14 protein-coding genes are annotated in these 16234 nt (G+C 67.4%); 3 read left to right on the forward strand and 11 right to left on the reverse strand.

Annotation, left to right across the window (positions count from 1 at the left end):
• Positions 1 to 46 precede the first annotated feature (46 nt).
• On the forward strand, positions 47 to 718 hold the full coding sequence (locus MP11Mi_RS04720) for a TetR/AcrR family transcriptional regulator (RefSeq protein WP_420041149.1): 672 nt from the start codon (positions 47 to 49) through the stop codon (positions 716 to 718).
• A 55-nt stretch (positions 719 to 773) separates the two neighbouring features.
• On the opposite strand, the gene MP11Mi_RS04725 is transcribed toward MP11Mi_RS04720, so the two are convergent.
• Genes MP11Mi_RS04725 through MP11Mi_RS04735 form a run of 3 tightly spaced genes read right to left on the reverse strand, consistent with a single transcriptional unit; the run spans position 774 to position 2995 of the window.
• Positions 774 to 1463, reverse strand: a complete 690-nt coding sequence (locus MP11Mi_RS04725; RefSeq protein ID WP_420712837.1) for a TrmH family RNA methyltransferase — start codon at positions 1461 to 1463, stop codon at positions 774 to 776.
• Positions 1456 to 1998 carry an orotate phosphoribosyltransferase gene (gene pyrE, locus MP11Mi_RS04730; protein ID WP_420041150.1) on the reverse strand — a complete coding sequence of 181 codons (543 nt, stop codon included), beginning with the start codon at positions 1996 to 1998 and terminating at the stop codon, positions 1456 to 1458. Before pyrE ends, MP11Mi_RS04725 begins: the two co-directional genes overlap by 8 nt.
• A 31-nt stretch (positions 1999 to 2029) precedes the next feature.
• Complete coding sequence (locus MP11Mi_RS04735) at positions 2030 to 2995, reverse strand: type III secretion system chaperone family protein (RefSeq protein WP_420041151.1); 966 nt, start codon at positions 2993 to 2995, stop codon at positions 2030 to 2032.
• Positions 2996 to 3062: 67 nt separating this feature from the next.
• Between MP11Mi_RS04735 and MP11Mi_RS04740 the strand changes: the two genes are divergently transcribed.
• Positions 3063 to 4283 (forward strand): M20 family metallopeptidase, encoded by a 1221-nt coding sequence (locus MP11Mi_RS04740; protein WP_420041152.1) that lies wholly within the window; start codon positions 3063 to 3065, stop codon positions 4281 to 4283.
• A 13-nt stretch (positions 4284 to 4296) separates the two neighbouring features.
• Here the strand turns inward: MP11Mi_RS04740 and MP11Mi_RS04745 are convergent, their stop codons facing one another.
• On the reverse strand, positions 4297 to 5526 hold the full coding sequence (locus tag MP11Mi_RS04745; protein WP_420041153.1) for a CynX/NimT family MFS transporter: 1230 nt from the start codon (positions 5524 to 5526) through the stop codon (positions 4297 to 4299).
• Between the two features lie 200 nt (positions 5527 to 5726).
• Between MP11Mi_RS04745 and MP11Mi_RS04750 the strand changes: the two genes are divergently transcribed.
• The gene (locus tag MP11Mi_RS04750) at positions 5727 to 6281 is read left to right on the forward strand and encodes a helix-turn-helix domain-containing protein (protein ID WP_420041154.1); all 555 of its coding nucleotides are present in this window, start codon (positions 5727 to 5729) and stop codon (positions 6279 to 6281) included.
• Positions 6282 to 6302: 21 nt separating this feature from the next.
• Here the strand turns inward: MP11Mi_RS04750 and MP11Mi_RS04755 are convergent, their stop codons facing one another.
• From MP11Mi_RS04755 to kdpA, 7 genes are all read right to left on the reverse strand, one after another.
• Positions 6303 to 8090: a hypothetical protein gene (locus tag MP11Mi_RS04755; RefSeq protein ID WP_420041155.1), complete on the reverse strand. Its 1788-nt coding sequence runs from the start codon at positions 8088 to 8090 to the stop codon at positions 6303 to 6305.
• Positions 8091 to 8171: 81 nt separating this feature from the next.
• Complete coding sequence (locus MP11Mi_RS04760) at positions 8172 to 8549, reverse strand: PPOX class F420-dependent oxidoreductase (RefSeq protein ID WP_420712838.1); 378 nt, start codon at positions 8547 to 8549, stop codon at positions 8172 to 8174.
• 35 nt (positions 8550 to 8584) lie between these two features.
• Positions 8585 to 9277, reverse strand: a complete 693-nt coding sequence (locus MP11Mi_RS04765) for a response regulator (protein WP_420041156.1) — start codon at positions 9275 to 9277, stop codon at positions 8585 to 8587.
• Positions 9277 to 11775: a DUF4118 domain-containing protein gene (locus MP11Mi_RS04770; RefSeq protein ID WP_420041157.1), complete on the reverse strand. Its 2499-nt coding sequence runs from the start codon at positions 11773 to 11775 to the stop codon at positions 9277 to 9279. Before MP11Mi_RS04770 ends, MP11Mi_RS04765 begins: the two co-directional genes overlap by 1 nt.
• Before the next feature lie 9 nt (positions 11776 to 11784).
• Positions 11785 to 12414 carry a potassium-transporting ATPase subunit C gene (locus tag MP11Mi_RS04775; protein WP_420712866.1) on the reverse strand — a complete coding sequence of 210 codons (630 nt, stop codon included), beginning with the start codon at positions 12412 to 12414 and terminating at the stop codon, positions 11785 to 11787.
• Between the two features lie 5 nt (positions 12415 to 12419).
• Entirely contained in the window at positions 12420 to 14510 is a 2091-nt protein-coding gene (gene kdpB, locus MP11Mi_RS04780) for a potassium-transporting ATPase subunit KdpB (RefSeq protein WP_420712839.1), read from the reverse strand.
• Complete coding sequence (gene kdpA / locus MP11Mi_RS04785) at positions 14507 to 16234, reverse strand: potassium-transporting ATPase subunit KdpA (protein WP_420041158.1); 1728 nt, start codon at positions 16232 to 16234, stop codon at positions 14507 to 14509. The genes kdpB and kdpA overlap by 4 nt, the downstream gene beginning before the upstream one ends.

The raw sequence follows: 16234 nt of genomic DNA on the forward strand, positions 1-16234 counted from the left end.
TTGAGCATGCGACGAAGACGCCTGTCCATGAGGGACAATTGCCTAGATGAAACGGCGTCGGGTGGAGAGCGATCGGGGCGCGAAAGCGGACGAGACACGTTCACGTCTCCTGTCCGCGGCCGAGAAACTCTTCGCCGAGCGAGGGCTGGACGGGGTGTCGAACCGGCAAATCAGTGAAGCGGCCGGCCAGGCCAACAACTACGCTGTCGGATACCACTTCGGTACGCGCGCAGAACTTCTGGGCGCGCTCGTGCAAACGCATGTGGAGAATCTCGATCCGATTCGGCGGCAGACACTCGATGCCATCGGGCCCGCGCCCGCCCTGCATGATTGGCTGCGGTGTCTCGTCGAACCACAGTTGCGGTACATCGGTGCTCGCGCCGAGCGCAGCTACTTCGGTCAGTTCTGGATGGCGATGGCGACCACTCCGACGACCGCCCCCGTTCTGTACACGCAAGCCGCTCTGTCGGAGCCGCTCAGCGAGACCTTGACCGGCATGTACAGCGCATTGCCTGCACTGCCCGACGAGACCGTCCGAGTCCGCAACCTCATGACCCAGAACATCCTGATCACGACGTTCGCCGACTTCGAACGCAGAAGGAACGAACTCGGCGCGTCCGACTCGACGTCGTGGCAGGGATTCTCGGACGAGATGGTCGACGGACTCGTCGGACTGTGGTCGGCACCGACGAGCGATCCCCGGCATTCGGCGACGTGAACGCGGCCTCTCCGGCCATGCCCGTCAGACCTACTCCCTCACCCGACGGTATCCCTCACCAGGCGTTGTCTAGGTCGGCGTGGGCCGCGATCCATCGGTGCATGACGATTCCGGCGGCCACTCCCGCATTGATGCTGCGAGTGGACCCGAACTGGGCTATCGACACCGTCATCGCCGCGGACTCTTGCGCCTGATCGCTGACACCGGGCCCCTCTTGACCGAACAGTAGGACGCAGCGGCGCGGGAGTTCCACTGTCTCCAGGCGGGAGGCACCCGGAGTGTTGTCGACGGCGACGACGACGAGATCGTTGTCGCGTGCCCACGCGACGAGGTCGTCGACGTTCTCGTGGTGGCGCAGGTGCTGGTACCTGTCGGTGACCATCGCGCCTCGTCGGTTCCAGCGGCGGCGTCCGACGATGTGGACTTCGGCGGCGAGGAACGCGTTCGCCGTGCGGACGACGGTGCCGATGTTGGCATCGTGCGCCCAGTTCTCGATGGCCACGTGGAAGTCGTGGCGGCGGGTGTCGAGGTCGGCGATGATCGCTTCCCGCGAAAAGTACCGGTATTCGTCGACCACGTTGCGACGGTCGCCGTCGGCGACCAACTCCGGGTCGAGACGAGAATCGTCGGGACGGCGATCAGGGTGTTCGTCGGCCCATGGTCCGACGCCGACGGCTGGGCCGACGCCGGTCACCCACTCGGTGGGGCCGGCCGCTTCGGAGTTCAGCGGATCAGTGTCAGGCAAGGCCGAGATCGGCAAGGTCGAGCAGCGAACGGTACGGCACACCGAGCGCTCCGATGACCTCGTCCGCACCGGTCGCGCGGTCGACGACGGTCGCGACGCCGACGACGTCCGCACCGGCCTCGCGCGCGGCCTCGACCGCCTGCGACGGCGACGCTCCGGTGGTGGACGTGTCCTCGACGACGAGCACCTTTCGACCAGTGATGTCGGGGCCTTCGATCCGGCGTTGCATGCCGTGCGCCTTGGCGGCCTTGCGGACCACGAACGCGTCGACGGCGGGACCGTCGGCGTGCATGATCGACGTGGCGACCGGGTCCGCTCCGAGGGTGAGGCCGCCGACGGAGGTGTAGTCCCAGTCGGCGGTCATCTCGCGCATCAGCTTGCCGATCAGGTGGCTGGCCTCATGGTGCAGGGTGGCTCGGCGCAGGTCGACGTAGTAGTCGGCTTCTTTGCCGGACGAGAGAGTCACCTTGCCGTGGACGACGGCGAGTTCGGTGACGAGTTCGGCCAGGCGTGCGCGGTCAGCAGCGTCCGACATCAGTGTCCTTTGTCCAGTGCGACGCGGGGCGTCAGCGGTTGCGCGGGTCGTTCAGGGGAGGCAGGTTCGGCGGCGGCACACGCGGCGCACGCGGTTCGGGTGCCGGACGGGTCGGATCCGGAGAGTCGAATGCCTCGGTCGGCGGTGCGGGGCGACGGATCGGCTCCACCCGGGACGGCTGGTCTCCGAGCGGTGCGGGCCGGGCCGCCGGACGGGTCGCCGGGCGTGGCGTCTTGTCGAGTAGCGACTCGTGGCCCGGTTCGGCAGCACGTGCGGCTTCGGCTCGACGGCGACGTTCTTTGTCGCGCAACGACTCGGTCTTCTCGTCCGCGAGTTCTTCGCGGATCGGACCGTGCGGGTCGCGCGGGTCCGGCGAGTCCTGCGGGTCGACGACGGGCGGCAGGACTCGCAGCAAGTCGGCGAAGCGACGCACCGAGTCGAGCGCGACGTCGAGCCGCTCAGGGTCGGTAGTGATCGGCATCGACCCGAGAACCCAGTTGCCTTCATTCCAGAGGATCTCGAGGTATGCCGGCGCCTCGGTCGCGAGGGTCACCATGCGACGATCGCAGATGCGGCGGGCCGCGTCGAGGTTGCTCGCGAACATCACGCGGGACCCCATCGCTCCGAGGAGGTCGACGTCGTCTTCGGCGGGCGCCAGGACGTCCTCGTACCGGAGGTCGACGGTGACGGACGAGGCCGCCGGACGTCGGACGGCGACCACGGTCGCGGTCTCCTCCAGATCGAACACGACCGCTTCGGCGCCCTCGTAGACGCCGTAGGCCACGTCACGCGTCTGCACGTGCTCGGGTGCGTCCATGGCGGCACGTTTGAAGACGGTGCGCAGCTTGCTGTCGCTGTCACGGAACTTGAAGGAGTGCGTCTCGCCCCACACAGCCCGCTGGTGGTGGACCTGCTCCGACCGGTTCCGGTCGAGCCACAGGAGCACCGCCGCACCGGCAAGTGCGAGCGCCGCAATCACGAAATAGACAATGGTCATCAGCGATAGCCTACTATCGAATGCCCCGCGAACCATGCCCGACTCGAACGCCGCCGAAAGGAACCCGATGACCGTAGGACGCGACGAGCGCCTCGACCAGCTCCTCGAGACGGTTGACTCCGGCGCGATCGACGCGTTGACCTGCGCTTTGATAGCCGAACCGAGTATCAACCCTGGCGGAACCGAGGCGGCGGCGGTTCGGGTACTCGCCGACGCGTGCCGGGCCGCTGGGTTCGACGTCGACGTCGTCCAAGCCGCTCCGGGACGTCCCAACCTGTTCGCCACGGCGCGCACCGGCGGCAGCGGACCGGGGCTGTTGTTCCTGGGGCACTCGGATGTCGTACCGCCGGGCCCCGACTGGTCGGCGGACCCGTTCGTTCCGCGCCGGGTCGGCGACCGGATCATCGGGCGTGGCGCTGCGGATATGAAGGGCGGGATCGCAGCGGCGGTCGCCGCGATGTCCGTGTTGGCTCGGGCAGGCGAGTTCGGGATTGAACTGTCGGGTCCAGTCGGGCTGGTCGTCACGGTCGACGAAGAGGAGCACGGCACCGGCGTGCGGCACCTCGTCGCAAACCCTGGCCTTCTCTCCCGGGTGACTGGCGTCGACGAGTTCGCCGGCTGCATCGTCGCTGAGCCGACCCGAATGGAAGTGGTCCGCGGATGCCGCGGGGCGTCGTACTTCGAGATCGAGGTGACCGGCCGCGCCGCGCACTCCGGAAGACCCAGCGACGGTGTCAGTGCGATCGACGCGGCGGCTCGAGTCATCGAAGTGATCCGCGCTGATCAGGAGAGGTTGGCGGCGTCACCGGACGCACTCCTCGGTTTCGGCACCTGGAACGTCGGGACTATCGAAGGTGGCCAAGGAATCTCGGTGGTCGCACCATCGTGCTCGCTCGGCGTGGACCGCCGCTTGATGCCCGGCGAGGATGTCAACGCGGTCGGCGACCGACTACTCGCCGACGTCCACGCCGCGGGGATCGTCGTCGACGGGATCGGTGTCACGGTCACCCCAACGATGTTTCTGCCAGGCTTCGCGACCGACGCCGATCATCGACTCGTCTCGGCCGCGTCGCGCGCAGCTCTCGACGCGCCCGTCGGCGGTTGGACGGCGGCCTGCGACGGCGGGTTCGTCAGTACAGCGCTGGGCGTTCCGACGGTCGTTCTCGGCCCCGGCGACATCAACACCCAGGCGCATCAACCCGACGAGTCGATCAGTCTGTCGGAGTTGGTGTTCGCCGCGCAGAGCTATGTGCGGGCCGCCGTCGACCTGCTGTCCGACGTCAGGTGACGTGGTGAATCGACTACACCCGAGCGGGTCCGATACGAGCCGACGTGTCCACACCGATTCTGTCGGGTCGACCCGCGGCCCAACCGCAGCCGGAGAGCGCTGCCATGAGCCCGATGAGCACGAGTATCGGCACCGTCCAGCCACCGGTCACGCTATGTAGCAGCCCGGTGACGATGGGGCCGAGAGCTGCGATGAGATAGCCGATCGATTGAGCCATCGTCGATAGGTTCGCGGCGGTCGCCGAATCTCTTGCCCGAAGGTTGATCGCGGTCAGCGCGAACGATAACTGTCCCCCTTGCCCTAGACCGAGGACAACAGCCCATAGAAGTGCGAGATGTGGGCCGCTGACCAGAATCCCGACAAGACCGATCACGGAGAGCGCGACGACAGCGACGGCGAGCACTCGCTGGTCGTGTAGTCGCGTCGCCAGAACCGGGACGGCCAGAGCGGTTGCAACGCTGGCAACGCTGAGCGCGGCGAGGATCAGGCCCGACAATCCAGCACTGAGATCGCGGTCCCGGTAGAGCGAGGGAAGCCAAGCGATCAGCGAATACGCGAGCAACGATTGCAGCCCCATGAATCCGGTGACCGACCAGGCGACGCGGGACCGCAGGAGTGAGCGAACAGGTATCGGCGACGACTGGGTCGAGCACGCCGAAGCGGCGAGTGTACGACGGTGCCGGACAGCGACGACCAGGAAGACGATCACTGCGAGCGCGGGCGGCACCGCCCATATGAGGAGGGCTGCGCGCCACGAATGGAACACGCTGTTCGCGAGCGGAACGGTAGCGCCCGACGCGATGCCCGCTGACACGCTCACCAAGGCGGTGAACAGGCCAGTCATGATGCCCATGCGGTGTGCGAAGTACTGGCGGACGAATACCGGGCCCAGCACGTTGGCGACCGCGATCCCGACACCCGCGATCAAGGTGCCCGCAAGAAGCCAAGCCCACGAATCGAGTCCGCGGACAGCCGTCCCGCCGGTGACGAGCAGCAGACAGACCGCAAGCACGGTCGGCACCGACCAATAGCGCAGTGCTCGCGGCGCCAGGGGACCGAATAGCCCGAGGCATACGACGGGGCCGGTTGTGAGTAGCGCAGCATCGGCCGCGCCAAGGCCGTACGAAACCCGGATGTCGGCGAGCACCGCCGACGAACTACCGAAGACCAGCCGCAGGTTGACAGCCAACAAGATGACAGCGAAGACAGCCAGCGGAACGGCAGCGAGTCGGACGACAGCCACAGGCCGTCCGCCTGGTCGACCAGCTTCCTTCGATGCCGGTGTGTCGACCCCTGCGCTGGAGCCCATCTTTTGCCTTCCGCGAGTCCCTACTGGCAGGCGAGCACTGCCCTGTCGCATCGACAGTGGCACCGATAGACACTCCATGCAACCTCAGAGGCAATCTAATTGCCCCTGAGGTCACGAGTGGTAGGGTCGCACACGTGGCGGAAAGCAAACATCGCGACGACAGCTGGATCGGACGACGTGTCGCGCAGCACCGCAAGGATCGCGGGTGGACACTTACCGAAGTCGCCGACAAGGTCGGACTCTCCTCGACACAACTGTCACGCATCGAGTCGGGGACCCGACAATCGTCAATCGGTACCTTGATCGAGATAGCGCACGCGTTCGGGGTTTCGCTCAGCCAACTCGTCGACGAGCAGTTCGCGTCGAGCTACCACGTCACGCGCGTCGATGACCGCGTGCAGAACACCAGCGCCAACGGTTCACTCGCATCTTTGAGCGGCGCATACCCTGGCCTGCAAGCCATCCACTTGACCATCGTCAATGGTACGAGCGCCCCCGACGCACGCCATGTCGGCGAGGAATGGCTGTACGTCCTGAGCGGTACCGTCGACGTGCGCATCGGTGCCGACTCGATCGCCCTCGGCGTCGGCGACGCGATCCATTTCCCTTCGCAGGTCGCCCACCAGGTGTCCAATCCAGTGCCTGACCCGGCCGAGATCCTCCTCGTCTCGACCGCCCACACCGGATGAGCGTCGACGACCCGACTCGCCTTAACGCACCCAGAACCATTCGCGCGACACCGAACTGTCACCTGAGCAACGCACGAGGACGCCAGCTCCACCGATAGTGAACACTTCGTCCGACGAGTTCCGACTCTGCCTGCACGGGTTATATTTCACAGTCACGGCAGGCATCGAACGGTCGGTGCCGCTGCCTGCGATCGGAGCTCCGACATACGTCAGCGGGGCGAGTTGCGGCAGCGGCACATTGTTGTCGAGTTCCTGCGGTTCCCGGTACCGGCCGGCCGTGACGAGCGAGCCGCCGACTGGCGCCCACCCATCGCGCGCGGGGTCGGCAAGCACCCCGGTCCGTACGACGACAGTCTTGGCCTGGGCGGGCGTCGCGTACACGACCGCGGCGAGACCATCCGGGTCGGCCGCCGTCACGGTCCATTCGCCCCGGCCGCGATCAGTGAGTCCGGTGATGACCCACCCGTCCGGGATGTCGGCGATCGCCACCGGGCCGTCGATGCCCACGAACCGAGTAGACGCGACGCCACCCGCGAACACGGTCACCGCGGCGACGCCGCCATCGGCGGCACTGACCCGCACCGAGTCGTCGGTCGACTTCCCGAACTCCGTCCCCGTGTAGACGCGGCGCCCACGGGCGGCGTCGCGGTCGTAGACGGCGAACCTGTCAGGGCGGTCTCCGCAGATCAGCGGAACCGTGATCACCGGAGTCGGGTAGCCATCGCCGAGCAGGTCGAAGCGTTCAGGGCGCGCGCACCCCTCGGTGTCGATCTTCGTCACCAGGTCGATCGCGCCGTCGCTGCGGCGCACCGTGTCGATCTCGGGTTCGAACTCGGTGAGGACGATCGCCTCGTCGCCGTCCATCGACACGTGAGCCACCGCGCCGAGCGCATCGGTGGTCCACAGGACGGCACCCGTCCTACCGTCGAGCCCATACGTGAGTTCGCCGCCGAGGTCCGCGTACCCGATTTGGACGATCAGCCACGAATTGTCTGGGTCGGCAGCCGAAGCGCCCCACATTCCTGCGACGGGGGTACCGAAGTCGAGCCGCCAGGATTGTTCGCCGTCGACGTACCCGGTCACCGATCTGTCGCCGGGGAGGGCGAACCCACCCGCGACGGGCACCGGAACAGGCGCGAGCGACTCCGGGTCGGTCTCCAGAGTTTCGTGCCAGTCGACGCGGATCGGCCCGACGACCGTCAGGTCCTGCCAGGCGACCGCGCCGTCGAGTCTCGGAGACCGCCCGTCGGGCCATGCGACGAGAACGGCGAGCGTGGCGAGGAGCGCCGTCGAGCCGACGAGTCCCGCGACGAACCGTCGACCGAGCCGGTGACGCCACCGGTGCGGCGTCCTCGCACGCCGGGCAGCGAGGTTCGCGACACCGATAACGAGGCCGAGACCGATGACGAATAGGAGAATGTGCGCGGAGTCGACGACGCCGGGCAACGTTTGCAACGTCCTGGCCTCGTCGCGCATCGAGCGGCTGCCGATCGCGACTGCGACGAGCGCCGCCAAGCCGACCACGGTCGCGGCAATATCGACCCGGTCGAGGCGCCCGTCCCGTCGGACACGGGCCGCGATGTGGACGACAGCCGGCACGATGGTCGCCGACGCCGCCCCGGTGATCCACCATCGCAGACCCACAGCCGGGAACCGGCCGCCGTGATGCCACGACGGCACCCCTGCGAACACCGCGAAGACGGTCAGCCCTGCGACGACGAGCACCGCGCCGACCATGATCCCGGTCCAGACCGCACGGAATCGGCGGACTTCACGCGGGGCGGCGTTGTCGGAGTCTCCGCTGTTCATGCCGACCAGCAAATCAATCGCAGGCATCGATTGTTGCGCTTGGGTGCAACCCGTTACCGTCCGGCGACGATCATCGTCCGTTCAGACGACGTCGTGCACTCGGATCTCGACCGTCCCGGCCGCTCCCCGCCGCAGTCTGGAGCCGAGGATCGTCAGCCGGCCGACTATCCCGTACTTCTTTCCGATCAGGTCGGCGGCGCGGGCAGCGTCGTCGGACACGAGCCCGATCCCCGCGACTTGGGCACCGACCGTCTTGGTTCCGCGAACATCGCATTTCTGGACCAGCACACGGTTGTCGCTTCGCAGTCGTTTGACCTTCCACGAGTCGGCGACCGTCCACATGACGAGGTCGGATCCGTCGCGCACCGCCCATAGTGGCGACGCGACGGCCTCGCCGGTCTTCCGGTACGTCGTCAGCATGACGTACTTGGCTTCGGCGATCTCCCCCACGGTGCTCATGATCGCAGCGTACCGTTGCCGGCTTCCGACGCACATCAGCTCACGAAGCGGTAACCCATCCCCGCTTCGGTGATCAAATGGACGGGCTGCGACGGATCGTCTTCGAGTTTGCGCCGCAGACTCGCCAAGTACACGCGCAGATAGTTCGTCTGGCTCACATACGCCGGTCCCCACACGGCGCCCAGGATTTCGCGCTGGCTCACGAGATTGCCCTCGTTGCGGACCAACATTTCCAGGATCCCCCACTCAGTCGGCGTCAACCGAACCTGGACGCCGTCGCGCAGCACGCGAGTGCCGACGAGATCCACTTCGATCGATCCGGCGCGTACCACCGGCACCTGCGAGCCAGCCGCGACGACTCCTCGCCTGATCGCGGCCCGTAGCCGAGCAAGGAGTTCCTCCATGCCGAACGGCTTCGTCACATAGTCGTCGGCGCCCGCGTCGAGCGCGGTCACCTTGTCGGCCGCATCGGTACGGGCCGACAGCACGATCACTGGGACGGTGCTCCAGCCTCGAATCCCGTGCAGCACGGTCACGCCGTCCATATCGGGCAACCCGAGGTCGAGGACGACGACGTCGGGGGCGACCTTTGCGGCCGCTTCCAACGCGGCCGCGCCGCTGCTGGCAGTCGTCACCTCGAAGCCGCGGGCCCGCAAGTTGATCCGGAGCGCACGCAACAACTGCGGCTCGTCGTCCACGACGAGCACATGTCCGAGATCTGGTGCCATCACCCGCCTCCTTCGCCCATGGGCAAGTCGATCAGCATGGTGGTGCCGCCGCCAGGTGTCGTTGTCGCGGTGAGAGTTCCACCGACGACCGAGACGAACCCGCTCGCCACGGACAGGCCGAGTCCGACGCCCGACGACACGTGGTTCTGGTCGCCGTACTGGTGGAACGGCACAAACAGCCGCGACAGGTCGTCGACCGGGATTCCGCGCCCGTGGTCGATCACGCTGATCCGGCAGCGTGGCTCGTCGCCTGCGACCCGTTCACTGCGGATCTCGACGCCGCGTGACCCGTGGCGCAACGCGTTGTCGACGAGGTTGGCGAGCACACGTTCCAGAAGTCCGGCGTCGGTCGTGGCCCACGGCTCGTCGATACGGACCGCGATATCGGTAGCCGCGTGATCGCGCAGGGCGACGGCCGCCGTCGCCCGGTGGATCACTTCCGCGAGGAACGTGGCCCGCAGCCGTGGGTGCACGACGCCCGCGGCGAGACGCGACGAGTCCAAGAGATTGCCGACGAGACTGGACAGGTGGTCGACCGACTCCTCCACCGTCGCGAGGAGCTCGGCCGTATCCTCGTCGCTGAACGTGACATCGTCGCTACGCAGGCTCGACGCGGCGGCTTTCGCTGCCGCGAGCGGAGTGCGCAGATCGTGGCTGACGGCCGCGAGCAGCGCGCGACGCAACTCGTCTGTCCTGGCCACTTCGTCGGCGAGAGCCGCCTCGGCCGCGAGCCGGGCGCGTTCGGCCGCCGACGCCACCTGGTTGGCAACAGCGGTCAAGACACGGCGGTCGCGCACATCGATCGGCGGCCCAGCCAACTCCAGTCGGTAGGCACCGTCGTACGCCTCACACACCGTCACTGGTTTCCCGAACGGTCGGTCACCCGCGTAGGCCGCCGTCGCCCCCGCGCGGTCGACGATCCGCGCCGCGTTCTGCTGGTAGGTGGTTCGGACTCGCTCAAGCAGGTCGGCCACGCCCGCCCCGTCCAGGACCGCGATCGAGAACAGGGCAAGCAGTTCCGAGTCGCGCGCGGCCCGCTGCGCCTGCACGCGACGGACCGTCGCCGAATCGACGAGAGCAGCGACAGCCACCGCGATGAGCAGCATCACCGCGAGCGTCACCACATTGTCGGCTTCGGCGATGGTGAATGCGAACCGCGGATCGGCGAAAAAGTAGTTGAGCAGGAACCCTGAAGCGACCGCGGACAGCGCGGCGGGCACGACGCCCCCGAGCATCGCGACCGCGAGCACCCCGACGAAGAAGAGTGACGACTCGCTGGAGAAGCCCAGCCAGTCGTCGAGCAGCCCCACGACACCGGTCAGGATCACGGGGACGACGAGAGCGAGCACCCAGCTCAACGGCCGATAGAACCGGCTGCGCCGGACTTCGAAGGGGTGCGCACGGCGGGCCTGCTCGTGATTGACGATGTGCACGTCGATACGACCGCTGTCGCGCACCACCCGGGCGCCGACGCCCTCATCCAGGATACGACGCCACCGCGACCGCCGGGACGTGCCGATCACGAGTTGCGTGGCGTTCATGCTGCGCGCGAAGTCGAGGAGAGCCACCGGAACGTCATCGCCGACCACCGTCTGGACGCCCGCGCCGAGATCGTCGGCGAGCGAGCGCACCGCAGACAGGTCGGCGGCGCCGACGTCGACGAGACCGTCGCCGCGGACCACGTGAAGCACGCTCAGCTCGGCGCTCGACCGCGATGCGATACGACTCGCGCGGCGGATCAGGGTCGCCGTCTCAGCGCCACCGGTGACCGCGACGACCACCCGTTCGCGCGCCTCCCAAGTGGCGGTGATCGCGTTCGCGGACCGGTAGTCAGCGAGCTTGTCGTCGACCCGGTCCGCGAGCCACAACAGAGTGAGCTCACGCAGGGCGGTCAGGTTGCCCTGCCGAAAGAAGTTGACGAGCGCCTCGTCGACGCGCGCGGCGTCGTAGATCTTGCCCGCGGACAGTCGTTGACGGAGCGCCCGCGGCTCGATGTCGACCAGTTCGATCTGGTCGGCGCCCCGGACCGCGGCGTCGGGCACAGTCTCCTGCTGGACTACACCGGTGATCTGCTCGACAACGTCGTTGAGGCTCTCCAGATGCTGGATGTTGACGGTCGACAGGACGTCGACGCCTGCATCCCGCAGTTCCTCGACATCCGCCCACCGTTTCGTGTTCGTCGACCCGGGCGCGTTCGCGTGGGCGAGCTCGTCGACCAGGACGACGGCCGGCCGACGAGCGAGAACTGCGTCGAGATCCATCTCGTCGAGCGTCGTGCCGCGGTAGGCGACGGCCCGACGCGGTACCGCTTCCAGGCCGTCGAGCATCGACGCGGTCGCGTCCCGCCCGTGGGTCTCGACGACGCCGACCACGACGTCGACCCCCTCGTCGCGCAGGGCGCGGGCCCGCGCGAGCATCTCGTAGGTCTTGCCGACTCCGGGCGCGCAGCCGAGAAAGACCTCGAGTTGTCCGCGCCGGGCCCGGCCGCTTGCCGCCATGGCGGAATTCTATCCGCAGCCGGGTCTCACGAGCCCGAGCGCGACGTTGACCTGGACGACGTTCACTGTCGGTTCGCCGAGGAACCCGAATTGGCGTCTGGCGGTGTTCTCATCGACGATCTCGCGCACCCGCGTCTGAGACAGTCTGGTCGCCCGCGCGATCCTGGGGATCTGCAATTGCGCGTAGGCGGGCGAGATATCCGGGTCCAGGCCGGAACCGGAGCCGGTGACGGCGTCCGTGGGGACCTGCGGGGGCGCCACGTTCTCGCGCTCAGCGATCTCGGCACGGCGCATCTCGATGATCCGGCGAAGCGCCTCGTTGTTCGGACCGAGGTTGCTCGCGCGCGAGCTCGCCGGGTCGCCGGCCGCCATCGGATCGTCTACATCGCCGGCGACTCTGGCGTGCAGGTATGGGTCCGGCCGACCGGCGGGCGCGGTGAGGTCGACGCCGAGCAGACTCGACCCGACCGTGCACCCGGCCCGGTCGGCGATCTGCGACCCTTCGGCACTCACCGAGTCGATGCGGGAGAACGCCCACACCGCCGCCGGGTACGCGACGCCCACCACCACGGTGAGGGCGATGAGGGCGACGACCCCCACCATGATCTGGCGGATAAAGCCAATGACTGTCGCATTCACTGCGGTCACCCCATTCCGGGAAGGAGACGGACGATGAGGTCGATGAGCCAGATCCCGACGAACGGGGTGATGACACCGCCGACCCCGAAGACGAGCAGGTTGCGTCGCAGAAGTCGGGACGCGGACACCGCACGGTAGGCGACGCCGCGCAGCGACAACGGAATCAGCGCGACGATGATCAGTGCATTGAACACGACCGCGGAGACGATCGCCGACTGCGCCGAATGCAGATGCATGACATTGAGCGCATCGAGTTGCGGATACACCGAGGAGAACAGGGCTGGCAGGATCGCGAAATATTTCGCGAGGTCGTTGGCCAACGAGAACGTGGTCAGTGCGCCCCGCGTGATCAGCAGTTGTTTGCCGATGCCGACCACTTCGATCAGCTTGGTGGGGTCGGAGTCGAGATCCACCATGTTCCCGGCTTCTTTGGCGGCCGACGTCCCCGTGTTCATCGCCAGCCCGACGTCGGCCTGGGCGAGGGCGGGCGCATCGTTGGTTCCGTCACCAGTCATCGCGACGAGTCGTCCGGCGGCCTGCTCCCGCCGGATCAACGCCAGTTTGTCTTCCGGCGTCGCCTGCGCGACGAAGTCGTCTACGCCCGCCTGCTCGGCGATCGACGCGGCGGTGAGCGGATTGTCACCGGTCACCATGACAGTGCGGATGCCCATCGCCCGCAACTGCGTGAACCGTTCCGCCATACCGGGTTTGACGACGTCGGATAGCTCGATGACGCCGAGTACGCGCGCGATCGGCGTCGCTCCATCCGCTGTCGACCCATGCGCTGTCGATTCGGCGACGACGAGCGGGGTTCCGCCGCGGCGGGCGATCGCGTCCACCGTCTCGTCGACGTCGGCGGGCAAGTCACCGACCCAGTTACGTACCGAGTCGGCCGCCCCCTTTCGCCATTGGGTGTCGTCGCGGTCCGCTCCGCTCATCCGCGTCTGAGCGGTGAACGGCACCGCCTCCGCAGCCGGAACGTCGGCGACATCGTATGCGGCACAGACGAGTTCGACGATACTGCGGCCTTCGGGCGTCTCGTCGGCAAGGCTGCACAGGTGCGCGGTCTCGGCGAGTTCGGCCTCGGACACCCCGTACGCCGGGATCAGTGCAGTCGCCCGCCGGTTTCCGAACGTAATCGTGCCCGTCTTGTCCATCAACAGCGTGTCCACGTCACCCGCCGCTTCGACGGCCCGCCCGGACATGGCGAGGACGTTTCGCTGCACCAGCCGGTCCATGCCCGCGATGCCGATCGACGAGACGAGCGCTCCTATGGTCGTCGGGATCAGGCAGACGAGCAGCGCAATCAACTTCACCGGGTCGGCAGCCTGGCCCGCGAACTGCTGCAGCGGGCCGACCGCGATCACGGCGAGCACGAACATGATGGTGAGTGACGTGAGGAGGATGTCGAGGGCGATCTCGTTCGGCGTCTTCTTGCGCGCCGCGCCTTCGACAAGGGCGATCATTCGGTCGACGAATGTGCTGCCCGGTTCGGTGCTGATCCGGACGACGATGCGGTCGGACAGCACGACGGTGCCGCTGGTGACCGCGCAGCGGTCGCCGCCGGATTCGCGGATGACCGGCGCGGACTCGCCGGTGATCGCAGATTCGTCGACGGTCGCGATGCCATCAATGACGTCGCCGTCGCCCGCGATCACTTCGCCCTCCTGCACGACGATGACGTCACCGACGTGGAGTTCGGCGCCAGACACCTCGACGATCGTGCCGTCGTCGTCGAGGCGCCTCGCGACGGTGTCGCGTTTCACCGCGCGCAGCGACGCGGCCTGGGCTCGTCCGCGTCCTTCGGCGACCGCTTCGGCGAGGCCCGCGAACAGCACGGTGAACCACAGCCAAGCAACAACAGTCCACGCGAACACCGATGGTTCGCGGACCGATAAGACGGTTGTGACGATCGCGCCGATGAACACCACGAACATCACCGGTCGACGCACCTGTTCCCGCGGGTCGAGTTTGCGTACCGCCTGTGGGAGCGAGGAGATCAACTGGCGCGGGTCAAACGCCCCGCTTTTCACCATCGTGGGGCGGTCGATGTCGGACGCTGTGTGCGTTGAGTCGACGTCGAATCGGACAGTCATGCGAATGCCTCCGCGATCGGTCCCAGCGCCATCGCCGGGAAGAATGTCAGTCCGGCGACGAGCAGCGTCGTCCCGAGCAGCAGCGAGCCGTAGACGACGCCGTGGCTGGGCAGCGACGCGGCTCGCGCGCCGTCGTCGGCCGGTGTGCGGGGCGTCTGGCTGGCGAGTCGGCCTGCAAGGGCCAACACGATCACGATCGGCAGGAACCGGCCGAACAGCATGGCAAGTCCCAGCGAGATCTGAAACCAGTCACTGGTCACGGTGAGCCCGCCGAATGCGCTGCCGTTGTTGTTAGCGGCCGACGCGTACGCGTACAGGATTTCGCTGAATCCGTGGATCGCGTTGGGGCTTCCCGTCGGGCCGTCGTTTCCGAGCGCGTCGCGCGTCGACCCGAGCACCGCCGAGATCGACACCCCGGTTAGGACGAGCGCGGGCATCACCAGTACGTACATCGCGGCGAGCGTGATCTCGTGCTGCCCGATGCGCTTGCCGAGGAATTCCGGAGAGCGGCCGACCAGGAGGCCGCCGACGAACACGGTGATGACGGCCAAGATCAGGAGCCCGTACAGTCCCGAGCCGACGCCACCGGGCGCGATCTCGCCGAGCAGCATGTTCCAGGTCAGGCCGCCACCAGATGCACCGGAGAAGCTGTCGTGCGCCGAGTTCACCGCCCCGGTCGAAGTGCCCGTCGTCGACACTCCGAACAGCGCCGACCCGAACACCCCGAACCTGTTCTCCTTGCCTTCCATCGCGGCACCCGCCGCGTCGGTGGCGACGCCGCCTGCGTGCGCTTCAAACGCCCAGACGAGGGCGACGAGCGCGACCCAGATGGTCGTCATCACCCCGAGGAGTGTGTAGCCCTGGCGTCGGTCGCCGACGAGCGTGCCATACGTGCGGGTGAGCGACACCGGGATCAGCAGGACCGCGATGATCTCGACGATATTCGCGAGCGGGGTCGGCACCGAGAACGGGTGAGCCGAGTTCGCGGCGTACGTGCCGCCGCCGTTGGTGCCGAGCACCTTGATCGCTTCCTGCGACGCGAATGGGCCGACCGGTGCGTGACCATCTCGACCGTCGAGCATCGTGAAGTCGAAACCGGTGCGCCACGACTGGACGGCGCCCTGGAGCACCAGGATCGCGGCGACGACGAACGCCAATGGCAGCAGTATCCGCACCGTGCCGCGGACGAGGTCGACCCAGAAGTTGCCGAGGTCGCCGCTACCCGGGGTGAGAGACAGGTCGCGATCCCGGCGTCGTGCGACGACACCACGGATCACAGCGACCGCGACCGCCAGGCCGACGGCGGCCGACAGGAAGTTTTGGACCGCCAGACCCAGCATCTGGGTGAGGTTGCTTACGGTCGCCTCCGGCGAATACGACTGCCAGTCAGTGTTGGTGACGAACGAGATCGCCGTGTTAAATGCCATAGCTGGCGAGACTGCTGGTTTGCCGTCAGACCACGGCAGGACCCCCTGCACACGTTGCAGGACATACAGGAACACCAACGACGCGACGGAGAATCCGAGCACGCTCATCGCGTACGCACGCCAGTTCTGTCCGGCCCGCGGATCGATGCGCGCGACCCGGTAGATCAGCCGCTCCACGCCTAAGTCTTTGTGGGAGCGGAACGTTCGCGCCATGTAGTCGCCGAGGGGTGCGTGCGCGACGGCTAGCACCGTGACGACGGCCGCGACAGACAGCACTCCCGCCCAAGTGTCGTTCAC

The organism is Gordonia abscondita (assembly GCF_032711245.1).
GTDB lineage: Bacteria > Actinomycetota > Actinomycetes > Mycobacteriales > Mycobacteriaceae > Gordonia.

Coding starts and splice junctions, on each gene's coding strand:
- MP11Mi_RS04765 (WP_420041156.1), bottom strand. CDS start 9,277: ATGGCACCAGATCTCGGACATGTGCTCGTCGTGGACGACGAGCCGCAG.
- MP11Mi_RS04735 (WP_420041151.1), bottom strand. CDS start 2,995: ATGACCATTGTCTATTTCGTGATTGCGGCGCTCGCACTTGCCGGTGCG.
- MP11Mi_RS04770 (WP_420041157.1), bottom strand. CDS start 11,775: ATGGCGGCAAGCGGCCGGGCCCGGCGCGGACAACTCGAGGTCTTTCTC.
- kdpB (WP_420712839.1), bottom strand. CDS start 14,510: ATGACTGTCCGATTCGACGTCGACTCAACGCACACAGCGTCCGACATC.
- pyrE (WP_420041150.1), bottom strand. CDS start 1,998: ATGTCGGACGCTGCTGACCGCGCACGCCTGGCCGAACTCGTCACCGAA.
- MP11Mi_RS04740 (WP_420041152.1), top strand. CDS start 3,063: ATGACCGTAGGACGCGACGAGCGCCTCGACCAGCTCCTCGAGACGGTT.
- MP11Mi_RS04760 (WP_420712838.1), bottom strand. CDS start 8,549: ATGAGCACCGTGGGGGAGATCGCCGAAGCCAAGTACGTCATGCTGACG.
- MP11Mi_RS04720 (WP_420041149.1), top strand. CDS start 47: ATGAAACGGCGTCGGGTGGAGAGCGATCGGGGCGCGAAAGCGGACGAG.
- MP11Mi_RS04755 (WP_420041155.1), bottom strand. CDS start 8,090: ATGAACAGCGGAGACTCCGACAACGCCGCCCCGCGTGAAGTCCGCCGA.